The organism is Thermaerobacter composti (assembly GCF_033582035.1).
GTDB lineage: Bacteria > Bacillota > Sulfobacillia > Thermaerobacterales > Thermaerobacteraceae > Thermaerobacter > Thermaerobacter composti.
On the sequence record NZ_CP132508.1, the window covers coordinates 2,601,690 to 2,618,270 of the forward strand.

At 76.3% G+C, this 16,581-nt stretch carries 15 protein-coding genes; 7 read left to right on the forward strand and 8 right to left on the reverse strand.

Features of this window, described 5'->3' with window-relative positions:
- Positions 1-406 precede the first annotated feature (406 nt).
- Positions 407-1,252, forward strand: a complete 846-nt coding sequence (locus Q5761_RS10525; protein WP_318750572.1) for a cytochrome c biogenesis CcdA family protein — start codon at positions 407-409, stop codon at positions 1,250-1,252.
- 288 nt (positions 1,253-1,540) lie between these two features.
- Here the strand turns inward: Q5761_RS10525 and Q5761_RS10530 are convergent, their stop codons facing one another.
- The 5 genes from Q5761_RS10530 to Q5761_RS10550 all read right to left on the reverse strand — a co-directional run bounded on the left by Q5761_RS10530 (position 1,541) and on the right by Q5761_RS10550 (position 3,580).
- Positions 1,541-1,864, reverse strand: a complete 324-nt coding sequence (locus tag Q5761_RS10530; protein ID WP_135224327.1) for an alpha/beta-type small acid-soluble spore protein — start codon at positions 1,862-1,864, stop codon at positions 1,541-1,543.
- Positions 1,865-1,953: 89 nt separating this feature from the next.
- Positions 1,954-2,109, reverse strand: coding sequence for a hypothetical protein (locus tag Q5761_RS10535; RefSeq protein WP_167758826.1), 156 nt, complete (start codon positions 2,107-2,109; stop codon positions 1,954-1,956).
- Between the two features lie 34 nt (positions 2,110-2,143).
- Positions 2,144-2,569 (reverse strand): PIN domain-containing protein, encoded by a 426-nt coding sequence (locus tag Q5761_RS10540; protein WP_135224328.1) that lies wholly within the window; start codon positions 2,567-2,569, stop codon positions 2,144-2,146.
- Positions 2,562-2,861 carry an AbrB/MazE/SpoVT family DNA-binding domain-containing protein gene (locus Q5761_RS10545; RefSeq protein ID WP_318750573.1) on the reverse strand — a complete coding sequence of 100 codons (300 nt, stop codon included), beginning with the start codon at positions 2,859-2,861 and terminating at the stop codon, positions 2,562-2,564. Before Q5761_RS10545 ends, Q5761_RS10540 begins: the two co-directional genes overlap by 8 nt.
- A gap of 413 nt (positions 2,862-3,274) precedes the next feature.
- Positions 3,275-3,580, reverse strand: a complete 306-nt coding sequence (locus tag Q5761_RS10550; protein ID WP_318750574.1) for a hypothetical protein — start codon at positions 3,578-3,580, stop codon at positions 3,275-3,277.
- 115 nt (positions 3,581-3,695) lie between these two features.
- Here Q5761_RS10550 and rocF point away from each other — a divergent pair, with 115 nt between their 5' ends.
- Positions 3,696-4,607, forward strand: coding sequence for an arginase (gene rocF, locus Q5761_RS10555; protein ID WP_135224331.1), 912 nt, complete (start codon positions 3,696-3,698; stop codon positions 4,605-4,607).
- Between the two features lie 379 nt (positions 4,608-4,986).
- Positions 4,987-5,232 carry a SelT/SelW/SelH family (seleno)protein gene (locus Q5761_RS10560; RefSeq protein ID WP_135224332.1) on the forward strand — a complete coding sequence of 82 codons (246 nt, stop codon included), beginning with the start codon at positions 4,987-4,989 and terminating at the stop codon, positions 5,230-5,232.
- Between the two features lie 639 nt (positions 5,233-5,871).
- Here the strand turns inward: Q5761_RS10560 and mutY are convergent.
- The gene (mutY, locus tag Q5761_RS10565; protein ID WP_318750575.1) at positions 5,872-7,275 is read right to left on the reverse strand and encodes an A/G-specific adenine glycosylase; all 1,404 of its coding nucleotides are present in this window, start codon (positions 7,273-7,275) and stop codon (positions 5,872-5,874) included.
- 31 nt (positions 7,276-7,306) lie between these two features.
- On the opposite strand from mutY, the gene lepB reads away from it, so the two are divergent.
- Positions 7,307-7,798 (forward strand): signal peptidase I, encoded by a 492-nt coding sequence (lepB, locus tag Q5761_RS10570; protein WP_135224334.1) that lies wholly within the window; start codon positions 7,307-7,309, stop codon positions 7,796-7,798.
- A 71-nt stretch (positions 7,799-7,869) separates the two neighbouring features.
- Here lepB and Q5761_RS10575 read toward each other — a convergent pair whose 3' ends face one another.
- The gene (locus Q5761_RS10575; RefSeq protein ID WP_318750576.1) at positions 7,870-8,337 is read right to left on the reverse strand and encodes a hypothetical protein; all 468 of its coding nucleotides are present in this window, start codon (positions 8,335-8,337) and stop codon (positions 7,870-7,872) included.
- Between the two features lie 359 nt (positions 8,338-8,696).
- On the opposite strand from Q5761_RS10575, the gene Q5761_RS10580 reads away from it, so the two are divergent.
- The 3 genes from Q5761_RS10580 (at position 8,697) to Q5761_RS10590 (ending at position 15,311) form a co-directional block, all read left to right on the forward strand.
- Positions 8,697-11,309 (forward strand): hypothetical protein, encoded by a 2,613-nt coding sequence (locus tag Q5761_RS10580; RefSeq protein WP_318750577.1) that lies wholly within the window; start codon positions 8,697-8,699, stop codon positions 11,307-11,309.
- 369 nt (positions 11,310-11,678) lie between these two features.
- The gene (locus Q5761_RS10585) at positions 11,679-13,934 is read left to right on the forward strand and encodes an immune inhibitor A domain-containing protein (RefSeq protein WP_318750578.1); all 2,256 of its coding nucleotides are present in this window, start codon (positions 11,679-11,681) and stop codon (positions 13,932-13,934) included.
- A 315-nt stretch (positions 13,935-14,249) separates the two neighbouring features.
- The gene (locus Q5761_RS10590) at positions 14,250-15,311 is read left to right on the forward strand and encodes an acyltransferase (protein WP_318750579.1); all 1,062 of its coding nucleotides are present in this window, start codon (positions 14,250-14,252) and stop codon (positions 15,309-15,311) included.
- A gap of 210 nt (positions 15,312-15,521) precedes the next feature.
- Here Q5761_RS10590 and cbiR read toward each other — a convergent pair whose 3' ends face one another.
- Positions 15,522-16,541, reverse strand: a complete 1,020-nt coding sequence (gene cbiR / locus Q5761_RS10595) for a cobamide remodeling phosphodiesterase CbiR (protein ID WP_413084511.1) — start codon at positions 16,539-16,541, stop codon at positions 15,522-15,524.
- Positions 16,542-16,581 lie beyond the last annotated feature (40 nt).

Consider the following 16,581-nt stretch of genomic DNA (forward strand, 5'->3'; position numbering starts at 1 on the left):
GGAGCGCGGGCGGGGCCGGAAGCGTCCCGGCCCCCCACACCCCCGGACGAACCCGGCCGGCCGCCGGCGGCTCCCGCGTCGGGCAGGGAGTCGGGCAGGGAATCGCCGCCCCTCCCGGGCCGCGAACGCGATGGGCACCTGCCCGCCGCTTGCGGACTCGCTCCGCCATCCCTGTCGGCGTAGCGCTCCCGGTCCGCGGACTCGATGGGCACCCGATCGCCGTGGACGACCCGTTGCTGCGAGCCGGGCATCGCCGTCGGCGTCCCCACCCCGGTGGTGGACATCGCCGACGGGGCGCGCCGGTAGCCGGGCGCAAGCCCCACCGCCCCTCCCCCGCGGCGGCCGGGCGCCGTGCCCGCCCCTCCCGCGCGAGCGGTGGGAGGCGCCACGAGGAGGCGGACGCACCATGACGGGCGCCGAATCGCCGTTGGCGGCTCAGGTCACGGTGGGCATCGCCCTGCTGGCGGGGATGGCCTACTTCTTCTCCCCGTGCGTCTGGCCGCTCTACCCGGCCTACCTGGCCTGGCTGGGCGGCACGGGTCCGGCCCCCGCCGGCCTCGACGTCCCCGGCGCCCCCCCACCGGCGGACGAACCCGGCCCGCGGGGTCCCCGGCCCGCCCCGGGCCGGGGACCCCGCGCCGGCGGCGGCCACCGGCGGTGGGCCTGGTCCCGGCGCCTCGCCGGCGCGGCGGGCTTCGTCGTCGGCCTCGGCCTCGTCTTCATGGCCCTGGGGGCCAGCCTCTCGGCCTTGGGCGCGCTGCTGGTGGCCTACCGTACCACGCTGGAGCGGGTCGCTGGCGTCCTCATCGCCACCTTCGGGCTGCAGATGCTGGGGATCCTGCGCTGGAGGTGGCTGCAGCGGGAGTGGCGCGTCGGCTGGGCAGCGCCCCGCGGCGCGGGAGGATTCCTGCCGGGCGTGCTGATGGGCGCCGCCTTCGGCATGGGCTGGACGCCCTGCGTCGGCCCCGTGCTGGGGTCGATCCTGCTGCTGGCGAGCTCCACCGCCACCGTCTGGCAGGGCGTGCTGCTGCTGGCCGCCTTCACCGTCGGGTTCGCGGTGCCCTTCCTCTCCCTGGCCGTGCTGCTCGATCGCCTGGAGCCCGGCTGGCTGCGCCGGGGCGGTGCCGCCCTGCCGTGGATCGAACGGGCCAGCGGCGCCGCCCTGGTGGTGCTGGGGGTGCTGGTGTTCACCGGGCAGCTGGCCCGTCTCTCCTCGTGGCTCTGGTACACCGTGGCTCCCTGGGGCGGATGAGGGCAGCCGATCCCGATCCTGCGCCCCTGAAACCGCCCCGCAGGCGGCCGTGGCCCGACCGCTTCGCGGTCACCGCTGTTCCGACCGCCTCCCTGGCGCCCGGGGCCCGCTGGCGCGGCGGTCCGTATCCCGACGACACGCGAAACGGGCCTTGCCGCCGCCCGCCCGGAGGTCGGGTCGATGGTCGCCAAGGCCCGCAGCCCCTTTTCGATCCCACGTTCCTTCCGCCGATCGACACCGGTGGAACACCGCCCGCCGTCCCGCCGGGACGGACGGGGGAGGCACGGCTCAGACCCGGGGCGCCGGCTGGAAGGCGTCGGCCCGGCCGGCCGGCCAGTTGGCCGTCCCGTAGGCGGGGGCCGGCGCACCGCGGGTCACGTCCGCGGGAGGCAGGGTCCCGCCCCGCTGCGCCAGCTGCTGCTCGGCCAGGGCGATCATGCGCCGGACCATGTGGCCGCCCACGGCACCCGTCAGCCGGGTGGGCATGTCACCCCAGTACCCGTCGGGAGGAATCTGGATGCCCAGCTCCCGCGCCACCTCGTACTTGAACTGGTCCAGGGCCCGCGCAGCCCCCGGGACCAGATGCCGGTTGCCCTGCTGCCCACGAGCCAAGGCCTGTCACCTCCTCCCGAGGCCCGTGTCCTTTTGCCGAGGCTGGCAGTCGTAATATGATCCGTCGCGCGGGACCTCACGCCGGCAAGTCATGGTAGGCGCCCTGGCCCCGCCTGCCGACCGGCCAGCCAGCGGCAAAAGTCGGCCAGGTCGTGGCGGTACTCGAGGAGGCTTGCGGTTTGCATGCCCCGCTCGACCCGCTTCGTCTCCAAGTGCTGTTCAGCCCTCTCGGGGAGAAGGCTCACAGGAAAAGAGCCTCCGTTCGCCCGGATCGGCAGATCAGACGATTTCGTCCGGTGTGGCGGCCTTGGCGCCCAATGCGAGGATGTCGTCCGCGTCCACGGTGCAGACGGCCCCGCCCTGATCCTCCGCCAGGGCAGCCAGCAGGCAGTCGACGAAGGCCTTGTCGGAGCGCATCCAGAAGGTGACGGCCTGCTCGAGGGCCTCCTGAGGGTGCACGGTACGCACTCCCGGGGCGCTGAGGATGAGCAGTAGGTACTCGGCCGTTTCGTGGCGGGACCATCCAAAGCGCCGGGTCAGCACGTAGGCGACCTCGTGGAGCACCGTCGCATCGACCCAACCTTCGATCGTGCCCGCTTCGAGCGCGGCGAGCACCTTCCGGCAGGCCTCGCTGTGGGCATCCCGCAGCTGGGCGTGGATGAAGATGTTGCTGTCGAGCCAGACCGCTCCTGGTCGGCTAGGCATCGCGTGTTACGGCCACCTCGCGACGGGCGCCATTGCTGCGGTTTTGCGGGGTCTCGATGGCCTCGGCGGCCAGCGCGCGCTCCATCTCCTCCCGGGCCGAGCGCATGTCGAACCCCGCGACGTCGACCCGCGGGAAGTCCAGCAGGGACCGTCGCGAGAGCACGCGCACCTCAAAGTGTCCCGGGCCCCGCTCTTCCAGAAGCAGGACATCCCCAGGCTTGATGCCCACCGCCTTGCGGAAGGCTGCGGGGAGCGTCAGCTGGCCTCGGCCCTGCACCCGTACGACCGCCACGGCTCGCCGCCCCCTTTTCATCCTTGTCGCCGCCATTGTACCACCCTCCAGGGTGACTGCAATAGAACGGTTCAACATCGAGTATGCACATTTGCTGCAAAAAGATTCTCCCACAGCAGGCGGGTCAGCTCCCGGTCGGCCCAGTGGGCGAGCCACCGGCGGGACCGGTCCCGGTCGAAGCCGGCCAGGTCCGCGCCGGTACGCAGCGGGGCTTGCGGTTTGCAGGCCCTAAAGCACGACAAACTCCCTTATGCCATGTTCCAGTGGCGGGTGTGCACGCGAGGACAGCGGGGGGTCGCCCGGAAGCTCTTGGCCCAGGCGAAGGACTCGGGGCTTCCCGGAGCTCTTGGCCCAGGCGAAGGACTCGGGGCTTCGCGGTTCAAGGGCGGCCACAGCGATCCTGCCGTGCTCTGCTAGGCTGAATGACCGTCCTCGTCCGCGCGTCCGCGCCCGTCGTCGGCCTCCCGGCGCGTCGCGTCCGCGCCCCCGGCGGAACGGCCGGGTTCGTCCCCCCCGGTGAGGACGTTCTCCGCCGCCGTGAAGGTGTCGCCGCCCAGGGTGGGGCGCCGGGGGTTCACGGGACGGCCGGGCACCGGACGCGGGCGCGACGGGACGTCGGTGGGCAGACCCGCCCGGGTGCCCGCGGGGTTGATGGCCCAGAGGGCGAGGACCCCGACGACCAGCAACCCGAGGATCAGGAGCACGCCGGCGTTCTCCATGGCACGGCCTCCTCCGTCGCGGTTGTCCGCGGAGAGCATGCCCCGGTGGGCCGGGGGGAATGTGCCATAATGTCCCCGGAGCTCCGCACCACGGGGAAGACGGCGACGAAGGGGGATGGAGCCCTTGGAAGTGGGCATCCTCGGCGTCCCCATGGACCTCGGGAGCAGCCGCCGGGGAACCGACATGGGGCCCAGCGCCATCCGCTACGCGCGGCTGACCGACGCGCTGCGCCAGGTGGGGCATCGGGTGCGCGATCTGGGCAACCTGGAGGTCCCGGTGGCCGAGAGCCTGGATGCGGGCAACCCGCGCCTCAAGCACATCGAGGCCATCGAACCGGTGTGGCGGCTCCTGGCCGACCGGGTGGCGCGCCTGGCGGGGGAGGGGCGGGTGCCGCTGGTGCTGGGCGGCGACCACAGCCTGGCCGTGGGGACCATCGGCGGGCTGCTGGCCGCCGGCTGGGACGACCTGGGGGTGCTCTGGTTCGACGCCCACGCCGACTTCAACGACCCGGCCACCACCCCATCGGGGAACGTCCACGGGATGCCGGTGGCGTGCATCGTCGGCCATGGGACGCCCGAGCTGCTGGCCCACACCCGCTGGCTGCCGCGGTACCTGCCCGCCCGGCGCCTGGTGATGATCGGCCTGCGGGACGTCGACCCGGGCGAACGGGAGAAGCTGCGCCGGAGCGGCATCGTCACCTACACCATGCAGCAGATCGACGAGCTGGGGATCGCGGAGGTCACCCGCCGCGCCCTCCAGCACCTGGACGGCGAAGGGGTGCGGCGGCTGTACGTCAGCTTCGACGTGGACGTGGTCGACCCCGACGTGGCGCCGGGGGTGGGCACGCCGGTGGTCGGCGGGCTGACCTACCGCGAGTCCCACCTGGCCATGGAGATCGTGGCGGAGAGCGGCCTGCTGGCCGGCATGGAGGTCGTCGAGGTCAACCCGATCCGCGACGTGCTGAACCGCACCGCCGAGGTGGCGGTGGCCCTGATCGCCTCAGCCTTCGGCAAGCGCATCCTCTGAGCCCGCCCTCCGACCGGTCCATCCCGCCCGATCCCCGGGAAGTGGTAGAGTAGGGCATGGAGCATGACCGGGGTGGACGGGCCTGCTGCACGCGGTGCGCGCGACCCGGTCCCGGTGTCCCGTGAGATCCCCGGTGCCCCGTCCGATGCGGGCAGCCCCGCGCCAGGAGCCGGGGGGCGGCTCTGGCTGGCCGGCGCACGGCCCTGCCCGGATCCCGACGCCCCAAGGGCAGCCCGGATCCCCGGGGGCGGGTGGGGCAGGGTCCCGGTCGGGGACCGAACCGGCCGGCGGCCAGGTCCCGGGACACCGCGCACCGGCGACGGGCCGTCGTTGCGGCCCGGCCGCGGTCCGAGCCCCGGGAAGGCGAGGGGGGTCTACGGTGGACGAACGCATCCCGGTGCGCATCGAGTACTGCACGTCGTGAGGGTACCTGCCGCGAGCCGCCCGTGTGGCGGAAGAGATCCTCGCCGCGTACCCGGATCGCGTGGCCTCGGTGACGCTGGTCCCCTCGTCGGGCGGCCGGTTCATCGTCACCGCCGGGGATCGGGAGGTCTTCAACAAGGCGGAGACGGGCCGGTTCCCCGAGGAGGGCGAGATCCGGCGGCGGATGGCGGAGATGTGGTAGGGCAGGGCAGCCATCGCCCGACAGGCGATGGGGCGCGGGCAGGGGTTGCCCTCCCCGGCAGGCGACGGGACCCGGGCAGGGCAACCCCCTGCTCCGCAGGCGACGGGGCCGGCATCGCCGGCCCCGTCGCCTGCCGGGCAACCGGGCGATCCGCCGCGTGCCAGCGAGCCGCCCCATGACGGCGGGCCGCGGCCGCAGCGGACCGGCCCGGGCGGGCCGAGTCGCCGCAGCGGACCAGCCCGGCCGGATCGCAATCCCGCAGCGGACCAGCCCGGCCGGATCGCGCCGCCGCAGCGAACCAGCCCGGGCGGGCCGCGCCGCCATGGCGGACCCGACCGCGCGGGCCGCATGAGCCCGCGCGGTTACGACGGCCGACGGCCGGGCCGGCGTCCGCCGGCCACCTCGCCGGCGGACGCCGGCCCGCGGGATCCGGTGGAGGCGCGCTCCTTGCCCCGGTGGCCCGCGCCCAGCGGCCGCGGACGGCACCGGCCACGGCCGGCCCTGGGCCTGCGCCCGCTGGCCGCCCCTCGGGGCCGGGGTTCGGGCCAGGCGAGGCCACGGCCGGCCCTGGGCCTGCCCGCGTCCGCAACACCGCCGCCGCTCCTCCCGCCGGCCCGTCCCATCCCGGGCGCCCGCGCCTCAGTCCCGGCGCTCCGCGGCCCCGGCGCCGGCGCCCCGCGGCCCTCCCTCGCCCCGCCCTGCCACCGCCGCCAGGACCCGGCGGTCGAGGGAGGCCATTGCCAGCCGCTCGAGGTCCGCGAGCCGAACCCAGGTGATGGTCTCCGCCGCCCACTCCGCGGTCGCCGCGGCGCACGCCCGCAACGGCCGCGCCGGCGCCGGCGACGGCGACGGCTCCCCCCCTTCGCCCGCGGAACCCCACGGGGCGAGGCCCTCGGCCACCGCCGCCCCGTCGGACCCCGTCGGCACCCGGGGCGGGGCCGGTTCGTCCGCGGTGGAGGGGTCCCCCGTCGCCGGCCGGCCAGCCGGCCGCGACGCCCCGCACCCACCCTGGAGCCGGCCCCGCCCACCCGCCGGTCCGCCGGCTGGCCCCTCGGGGCGTTCCCCGGCGTCGTCCGCCAGGAACAGGCGCCAGTGCCACCGTCGATGGCTGAAGTCCCACCGTCCCTGGAGGGTCGCGCGCCGCCAACGCAGCGGTCGTCCCACGGCCGCCTCCAGGGCCGCCGCCAGCCGGTCCCGGGCCTCAAGCCACCCCTCCCCGTCCCGCCGGCGCGTGTACGGGAGCGCCCACAGCCCGGCGAGCAACCCCTCCTGCGGCCGCCGCACCACCGCCACCCGCCCGTCCACCCGGCACCAGGCGATGGCCACGTCCTCCTCCACCCAGCGGCCGGAGCGCCGCCGCACCGGCCAGGCCTCGGGGTCGCCGGTGCGCGCGGCGACGCACAGCTCCGCCAGCGGGCAGTCGCCGCAGCCGGGCCGCCGGGGGCGGCACACCGTGGCGCCCAGCTCCATCACCGCCTGGTTGAGCGCCCCGGGCCGCGGCCCGTCCACCAGGCGCCGCGCCAGGTCGTGCAACCGCCGCCGCCCGGCCGCCTGGTCGGCCGGTTCGTCCACGCCGAACACCCGGGCGAGGACCCGCTGGGCGTTGCCGTCGACGGCGGGCACGGGCAAGTCGAAGGCGATGCTCAGGACCGCGCCGGCGGTGTAGTCGCCGACCCCGGGCAGCGCCCGGACGGCTTCGGGATCCGGAGGAACCTGCCCGCCGTAACGCTCCACCAGGACGCGGGCCGCCTGGTGCAGCTGGCGGGCCCTGCGGTAGTAGCCCAGCCCCTGCCAGAGGCGGAGCACCTCGTCCTCGGAGGCCGCCGCCAGATGGGAGGCCGACGGGAATCGCTGGAGAAAGCGAACGTAGTATGGCAGGACCGTCTCCACCCGGGTCTGCTGGAGCATGACCTCCGACACCAGCACGGCGTAGGGATCCCGGGTGCGCCGCCAGGGAAGATCTCGGCGGTGACGGTCATACCAATGGATCAGCCGGGAGCGGACCGCCTCCAGGTCCGGTCCCCGCATTGGAGCGTCGTTCATGGCCCGATTCCGCACGCTAGGACGCGTTCTCATGGAACTGCTGCAAACCCTGGTCCTCTCCCTGCTGCTGGCCCTGGCGATCCGCGCCTTCGTGGCCGAGTCCTTCGTCGTGCAGGGGCACTCCATGGAGCCCACCCTCCACCACGGCGAGCGCGTGCTGGTGGTGAAGCTGGGCATCCGCTGGCGGGAACCCCAGCCGGGGGAGATCGTGGTCTTCCGCCCGCCCCAGCAGCCGGGCGGCGAGTACATCAAGCGGGTGATCGCCGGCCCCGGCTCCGTCGTCGCCCTGGACGACGGCCGCGTGATCCGCGACGGCGTGGTCCTGGAGGAGCCCTACGTGGTGTACGACGACCGGTCGGACCTGCCGCCCCTGGAGGTGCCGCCGGGGACCGTGTTCGTGCTCGGGGACAACCGCCCCAGCAGCTACGACAGCCGTTCCTTCGGCCCCGTGCCGGTGGACCGGCTGGACGGCCGGGCGGTGCTGGTCTTCTGGCCGCTGGGGCGGATCCGCTGGTTGCGTTGACGGCCTCGCGCGGGTCGCGTCGTCGAGTGGACCGCGCATGGCGTCGACCGCGCGGACGAACGCGGCACCGCTCAGCCGAAGCGGGGCGGCCCCCCACCCAGGCGCCGGCGCCGCTCCGGCGGCCGGGCGCCCAGGGTCGCGCCGGCCAGGGCCAGCAGCAGCCCCGCGGCCCACGCGGGCTGGGAGCCGAGCAGCGCCAGCAGGAGCGCCGGGGCCGTGGGCGCGGCACCGGTCGCCGGGTCGACGCGGACGATGCCGCGCACGGCGGCCAGGAGGGCCAACGCCGCCACCCCCGCCCACACCACGGCAACGGGGATCCGCAGCCAGGCACTCCGGCCGTCCATCCACCGGCCCCAACCCATGGCCAGGATGCCGTACGCCCCGGTCGCCCCCAACAGGGCCACCGCCAAGGCCGGCCAGGCCAGCTGCGGGAAGGCCTCGCCGCCCTGGCGAACCACCGGCTCCAGCACGGCGCGGGTCGCGGTCAGCCCCGCAAGCCAGACCACCACCGACAACACCAAGCGGAGGATCGCCGCCACGTCCTCCCTCCTCCCGGCTGCCTCATTCCCCGCCGCGAGCGGCCACTCCTCCTGTCACTGCCTGGAACCGCAGAGCTGGAACCGCAGAGCCCCTCTCTGCCATGTCCGCCCGGGCCCCGGTCAAACCGCCCCGCGAGTCCGCCGCCACGAAGAGTGCCCCGTCTGCCATGTCCGCCCGAGCCCCTGCATAGCATGGCTACGACGGCCGTCGACCCGGCCGCCGGTACGGGGGCGGCCGTCGGCCGGTGCCGGCCGACCTGCCGTCCGACCGACCGCGGGCTGGTCGCCGCGAGGGCCGTGGGAGCCGCCGCCGGGCAGGGCAACGCCACAGGCCTCGCGGCCCCGAAGGAGGGATCGCCGTGACACCGTACGGCCCACCCGCTCCCATCGCCGAAGACCCTTGGGCGCCCGACCCCGCCGTCCCGGCCGGGACCCGCGGGGCCGCCCTGCGCCCGCCGGGGCCGCGCGGCGCGGACGGCGGGGGCCGGCTCCCGGTGCACCGCGCGTCCGCCGTCCCCTCCCCCCGCGGCGACGCGGCAGGCGAGGCCCTACCCCTGGTCCTCGTCCCCTTGGCGGATCGCTCCCGGGCGAGGACATCGGAGCGACGGAAGGCGCCCGCTGCGGATTGGGGGTGGTTCGCCGCCGCCGGCGCGGTCCTGGCGGTGGTCGGGCTCTACCTCAGCCTCGCCGCCGCCGTGCGCGACCCGGGCGCCCCGCCCTCCCGGCATCCGTTGCTGGCCGTTGGGGCGGCCCTGCCCGCCGCGGGGCTCGGGCTGCTGGCGGTGCGGTGGGCGGCCCAAGCCGTCGCGGGCCGCCTGTCCCACCGCAGCGAAGCCGCCGCGGCGTCGGGACGGCCCAGCCGTCCCGACGCCGCACCCTGCGGCCGCGACGCTGAACCCGGCCGTCCCGACGCCGCACCTCCGCGCCCCGACGCCGCGCGCGGCCGTCCCGACGCCGCACCCTGCGGCCGCGACGCTGAACCCGGCCGTCCCGACGCCGCACCTCCCCGCCCCGACGCCGCGCGCGGCCGTCCCGACGCCGCACCCGCCCGCCCCAGAGCGGCGCCCGGCGGCACGCGCCGGTTCGTCCTGGCGGGGATCGGCCTCGCCGGCTACGGCCTGGCCGCGTCCGCGTGGCTCGGCGGGAGTGGCTCCGCCCCGCTGCCGGCCCTGGGCACGGAGCTGTGGACGCTGCCCGGGCTCGGGGTGCTGATGGCCGCCGTCCTCGCCGCCCTGATCGCGGGTGACGTCGCCGCCCCGCCGGGCACCGACGACCCCTGGCGCGCGGTCCAGCGCTGGACCTGCCACGGCGCCGCCCTGGCGCTCGGCCTGGCCGCCCTCGCCCCGTGGGAGTTCGCCGCCCTGCCCGCGGACCATCCCGTCCACCGCCTGCCGCCGACGGCCTTCGTCCTGGGGTCGGTGGTCCTCTCCGCCTGGGTCCTGGCCCATGCCGCGTCGTCGACCCGTCGACCGGCCGACGCACCGGCGGCCGCCGCGTCCTACGCCGTGCTCCGCACCGGCATCATGCTGGCGCTGGCCGGCAAGGCCGAGACGCCAGCCCCGGCCCAGCCCGTCATCCTGTCCAGTCTGCTCTGGCTGGTGCCGGGCAGACGCGGTGCCCTCGCCCGCCGCGCCCGCCCGCAGACGACCCTGCGCCGGTGGGGTGCCGCGGCGCGGGAGCTGGCCTTGGCCGTCGCCGTCGCGGCGTTGTTCGGGGCCGTCCACGCCGCCCTCCTCGGGCTGACCGGGCGCTGGGACGCCGGTCCCGTCCCGGCGGGTCTCCATGGGGCCGCGTCGACGCCGCTGGGGTGGGCCGCGCTCGCCGCCCTCGCCGGCCTGGCGGGCGCCGCCGCCGGCAGCTTGACGGCCGCCGTCAGCCGCTGGTGCCTCACCGCGACGCCGGCCGGCGCGGACGCGACGGCGCCGCCCGCGGTGACGATGCGCGCCGCGAGCCCGGGGGTCTCTCGTGCCGGCGGCAAGCCCGGCGCCGCGCCGGCCGACGGGCCAGCTGGGACCTCCGCGCCCCCGCCGGCCGGAGAGCCGTCCCCGGCCGGCCAAGCGTCCGCGGACGCCCCTGGGGATCCGTCCCGGCCGGCGTCCCTGGGGCAGGCGCCGCGGGCGCCCGTCGCCCCCGGCGGCGGGCCGCCCCGGCCCCTGCTCCCCCGGTGGGCTCCGCGCCCTGTCCTGCCCCAGCCCGCCCCTGGTGCCGCGACCGGCACCGCGGCCAGGGCCGCGCCCTCCCCGGCCCACGGGCCCACCGACGGCGCGGACGAAGCCCCCGTCGGGAACGGCTCGGCCCAGGGGCGGAGCGGGGGTGGCGCCGTCCCCAGCCGCCGCCTGCGCCGGCGCCCCGCCCGTTGGTCCGGTGCAGCCCGCGACGGGGGATCCGCTGCCGCAGGCGGGGGTGCAGACACGGCCGGTTCCCCGACCGCGCCCGCATCCCCTCCGCCGACCGCGCCAGCCGCACCGCTGAGGCCGGTCGCGCCAGCTGCACCGGTAGCGCCAGCTGCACCGGTCGCGCCAGCCGAACGGGACGCCGTCCGTTCGCCTGCGCCGCCCAGCGCACCACCCGCGCCGGCCGACATCGGCTCGCCACCGTCCCCGACCGCGCCACCCGCGCCGACCGGCGCCCGTTCGTCGACGCCCGCGTCCGCGCCTCCGTCGATCGCTCCGCCGGCCTGCACTTGCCCACCGCCCCCGCCGCCGGCGACGGCGTCCGGCGCCCCGAGCCTCGGGCGGGTGGTGCGACCCACCTGGGCGGGCTGGAAGACCGCCTTCGCTGCCCGCGGCGCCGGGGCATCGGCCCCTCGCCGTCCCGAGCCGTCCGGCAGGGCGGGCGGCCCCCACGCCGCCCGCGGCGACGCCCGCGGCGGCGAGCGAAGCCCGCGCCCCTTCGGGGCTGCCGCCACCGGGCGGCCGGTTCTTCCCGGACGAACCGGCCCCTCGCCTGCGCGGCCGCGGCACCCAAGCTGACGTCCTGCGAGCCCGCGCCCGCCCCCGGGTGCGAAGCGCACTGGCGCGACCCGCCGCGGTGGGCGGGGGAGGAGCCGCCCGCCCCCGCCCCGCCCGCAGGCGCGGGGTCCGGGCGGCGACCCCGGCGCGGCCCCCTCGGCGCGGCGGGGAGGTGCATCCTCACCGGGTGCCGGGCGCTGCGGCGGGCCCTGCGCAGCCGCGAGCGACAGCCGGCGACCGTCGTCGGCATCCCTCGACGCGCCCCTCCCCCTTTCGCCAGCCATCGCCCCTGCAGCCCGCGTCCTTTCGTCCCGTTTCGAACGAGGATCGCCGGGGTGGAAGGGGAATCCAAGGTCGGTGGGACAAGGTCGCAGCGAGGAGGGATCCCCGATGGAACGTCGGCCCGGACGCTCCCGATGCCGCCGCCTCGGCCCGTGGGTCGCCCTGGCGGTGGCCGCGTGGGCGGTGGCCGGCTGGTCCGCCCTGGCTCCCGCGGGCGCCGCCCTGGCGGCCGCAGGCGACGCCGGCGTCGGTCAGGGCCCTGGCCCCCGCACCCCGGCGGTCACGGCGGCCGGCCCCGCCGACCCCGAACCGGTGGACGTCGGCCCGCAGATCCGTCACAAGCTCTTCCCGGTCCAGCGTAAGGGCGCGGTGGTCGGCGTCGAGCCCCAGGGGGGCCTGCGGGCGCGCGCCGCCTCCGCCGCGTACGAGCCGGTGCCCGGCACGCGCCGGACCTTCTTCACCCTCGACTACGCCCGCGGGGTCTACGTGCCCACGGTGTTCACCCTGCGCGGCGTGAGCGAGCACGCCGAGGTGTGGGTCGCCGACGACCTGGCCTTCCCGGCGGGCGACCCGCGCAACGACCGGGTCCAGGTCACCGACGAGCAGGTCGCCTACCTGCTGGACGAGTACGAGGACAACATCCGCCCCAAGGAGGAGGCCTTCTTCGGCCCGTGGGACGTCCACGACGGATCCCAGGCGCTGCTGGCCGAATGGGGCTACGTGCCGCCCGGCTACTACACGTCCGCCGACGGCAAGGCCCGCGACATCATCCTGGTGGAGAACGTCAAGGACGAGAACTACTTCGACCCGACCTACCCCTCCTACGTGGCCGGGTTCTACTCCTCGGCCTACGAGGCGTACATGGACCGCAACATCGTGACCCTGGACGCCTTCGACTGGGCCCAGCGCCTCGGCCCCGACGACGCCCCCTGGCGCCGCGATCCGGCCACCGGCCGACCCCACCTCTATGAGGCCACCCTGGCCCACGAGCTCCAGCACCTGATCCACGACGACTACGACAGCGACGAGGACACGTGGGTCAACGAGGGCATCTCGGACTTCGCCGAGTTCCTGGTCGGCTACGGGCATCCCGACAGCCACGTGGACTGGTTCCTGGACAACCCGGAGAACTCGCTGACCGCCTGGGGCGACCAGGGCGATCGCCAGATCCTGGCAGACTACGGCGTCGCCTACCTCTTCCAGCTGTACCTGCACGACCGGTTCGGCCCCGAGGTGATCCGCCGCCTGGTGGCCCACCCCGCCAACGGCAGCCGGGGCGTGGACGCGGTGCTGGCCGAACTGGGCGTCCGGGATCGCTTCCCCTCCCTCTACCGGGACTTCCAGGTGGCGATCCTGGCCGCGGGCCGCGAGCGCGCCGCGGACCGCTACGCCTTCGCGAGCATCGACCTCCGGCGGTTCGGCAGCCACGGCGGGGTCAACCTGGATGCGGCCACCTACGGCGACGGCGTCGTGGCGGGCTGGGCCACCGACGTCGCCGCCACCTGGAGCCGCACCGACGGCCGCGCCACGCGGGTGGCGTTCAACGGCGACGACTACCTGCCCATCCCGTGGACGGCGGTGACGGCGCCCGCCGGGGGCGACGGCGACGCCCTCTGGAGCGGCTCGGGTGACCTGCTCGACCACTGGCTGGTGCTCTCCCTGGACCTGCGGCAGGCCTCCGGCAGCACCTTGCGCTTCGACCACCTGTACGACATCGAGACCGGGTGGGACTACGGCTTCGTGCAGGTCTCCACCGACGGCGGCGCCACCTGGACCAGCCTGGCCAACGCCAACACCACCGACGTGGTCGATCCCAACGCCCATCCGCGGGTGCGGGAGAACCTGCCCGGCTTCACCGGTTCGTCCGGCGGGTGGCGCCACGAGACCTTCGACCTCTCGGCCTACGACGGCCGGCGGGTCCTCCTCGCCTTCCGCTACGTCACCGACTGGGCGGTGGCCGGCAACGACGACGACCCGAGCAACGACGGCTGGTTCATCGACAACGTGACCGTCCAGGCGGGGGATCGGGTGATCGCCGGGCCGTTCGACGGCAGCAGCCTGGAGGGCTTCCTAAGCCTCGGCGAGGCCACCGGCCAGCCGGTCCAGTACCTGGTCACCGTGGTCGACCTCGAGCGCAACGGCAAGGTGCAGGCCCGGGACTTCCGCCTCCGGAGCAAGCCCGGGCAGGAGGACCTGAACGCCTTGCAGGCCACGCTGGGTCGGGGCAACGCCGAGCGCCAGCTGGTGCTGGTCACCCACCTGACCCCCGATGACTCCGGCACCGCGGTCCACTACCAGCTGGAGCTGGGATCTCCCGGACGCCGGCCCGGGAGCGATCGGGGCCACGGCGGCGGCCGGCGCTGATCGCCAAGCCCACCCTCCCGGGCGCCAAGCCGCCCGGGCCGGAACGCGTCATGTCGCCATGTCGCCCCGCGGCGGGGCACGCCGGTGCACACCGGTGTGCCCCGCCGCCTTCCTGCGTCCCGGTGGCGCATGGTCGCCCTGGCCCAGCGGGACGCCGCGCCAGCGGTCCCCATGGCGGCGGGCCGCCTTCGTCCGACCACGGCTCGAACGCTATAAAGGAAGACGATGGGCAAGGACGCAGAGGCACCCAACCGAACCGGTCCCCGCCCGCGCGACCGCGCGGCCGTCCGAGCCCAGGTCCCGGGCCGGCTGCCCGTGGTCGACGTGGCCCGGGGCTTGAGCGTCAGCCTGGTGGTGCTCGGCCACACGACGCTCCCCGCTTGGCTCAACGGGCCGCTGAGCACTGTCCGGTTGCCCTTCCTGTTCTTCATCTCCGGTTACCTGTTCAACTGGGATCGCTACCGCGAGCGACCCCTGCGCCTCGTGCGGCAACGGGCACGGCGGCTGTTGATCCCGTATGCCACGGCGGGCCTGCTCACCTTCGTGTTCTGGCTCCTGGTGCGGCGGCCCCTGGAGCCGGCGGCCGCCGCCATCCCCTGGCATCGGCCGGTGTGGGGCTGGCTCTATGGGAGCAGCCACGCCGACTGGATGGCCTTCAACCTGCCGCTGTGGTATCTCCCGGCCTCCTTCTGCGGCCAGCTGTCGTTCTGGCTGCTGCTGCGCGCCGTCAGCGGGCGTCCTCCGGCGGTGCAGGCCGTCGCGGCGCTGGGGGCGGGCGTCGCGGGGGTGCTGATCGGGCAGCGCGTGCACCTGCCCTGGGCGGCGGACGTGGCCCTGGCGGCCCAGCCCTTCTTCTGGGCGGGCTGGTTCCTCCGGCAGGCGGCACGGCGCGACTGGCTCGAGCACCCCGCTGCCCTGGTCGCGGCCCTGGGGGTCTGGGCAGCGGCCCTGGCCCTCAACGGTCCCGTGGCGGTGAACACCCGCGCCTACGGCGAGCCGCTGTGGTTCTACCTCGGCGGTTGGGCGGCCTGCCTCGTCGCCGTGCGGCTGGCGAGGGCACTGGCCGCGTGGCCCCTCCCGCGGGCCGTCTTCGGCTACCTGGGGCGGCACTCCATGGTGGTGCTGGGCTTCCACGTGGGCCTGGCGTTCCCGCTCCTGTCCCTGCTGCTGCACGTCGCCGTGGGCGACCCGCGGCTCGACCTCTGGGGCGTCTACTGGCTGGGGGGCCTCGCCATGACGGCGGTGCTGGCGAAGCTGGCCGAGCGCTTCCCCCGGCTGGCGCTGTGGCTCGAGGGGGTGCCCGCCTTCCCCAGCGGATCCCGCAGCCCCCAGCCGTCGGCCGGCGGCGACAAGGCACCCCATCGCGTCACGGCCTAGCCGGCCCGGCCCGATCGACCCGTCTAACGACCCGTCTCGGTCACGGCGCACCGCGTCACCGCCGGCCCACCCGGGCCACGGCCGAGCCCCGGCTCACGCCCTGGTCGCTCCGGCTCAGGCCCTGGCCGCTCGGGTCACGGCCTGGCCGCCCCGTTCACAGCCGCGCCGCCTGGGTCACAGCCGCGCCGCCTCCGTGACGCGCCGCCTGGGTCACGAGCTGGCCGCCTCCCGCCAGCGCGCCGCGGAGGCCTGCAGCGCCTCCTCGTCGTCGAGCTCCAGCACCACGGGGCCCCGGAAGCCTGCGCCCCGTAGCACCGCCACCAGCGCCCGCAGCGGCAGGTGGCCTGCGCCCAGGGGCAGGTGGGCCCGCCCCAGCCTGCCCGCCCCCGCCCCCGGCTCCGGCGGCGTTCGTCCCGCGGTCGGCGGGCCGGGCTGGACCGCCATCGGCGGCGCCGCGCGCGCCGGGACCGGCGGGGGCACGGCGTCGTGGAGGTGCACGCCGCGCAGCCGAGGCCCCACGCGGGCGCACAGGACCAGGGGGTCGTCGCCGTTGCTGATGGCGTGGCCGACGTCCAGGCAGACGGCGACCCCGGCCTCCCGGCAAACCGCCTCGAAGAGCGGCCACGGCACGCCCTCCAGGTTCTCCAGGGCGACGGCGCCGGCACCCTCGGGCGGAGCCTCCGCCAGGATCCGCCGGAGCGCCGCCACCAGGCGCGCGGCCAGCCGGTCCAGCAGGGCGGGCCGGTCGGCCGCAGGGGTGGCCTGCACCAGCGCTTGGGTGGCGTGGTTCGCGGGATGGACGGCGGCCAGCTGGGGCCGCAGGGGCGCGGTGGCCCGGAGCGCGGTGACCACGGAGGTCACGCTGCCCTCCCACACGGCGGCATCCAGCGCGGTCAGGTCGGGCCATGCGTAGGGCAGGTGGACCGTGGCCGCCAGCCCCTCGGCCGCCAGGATCGCCGCCGCCTCGGCCCAGGGGGCGGGGACCGCGTAGCGCGGGTCCAGCACGCAGGCGTCGGCGTGGAACTCCAAGGCCTCGGCGCCTTGCGCCCGGCGGCGCCGGGCTTCGTCGCGCAACGCCTGGAGGAAGCGATCCGGATCCTCGGGCCGGTGGTGACGGCGCCACAGCGAACGGCATGGCAGGGAAAGCGGCGGCGTCGCTGGAGCGGACGAACCCGGCCCGCCGGGTCCGGCGCCGTCGCCCTGCCCGTGGATGGGGCCCGGCACGGGCATCTCCCCCAAACTTGCCTTTGACAGCGATCCCGACGAACCC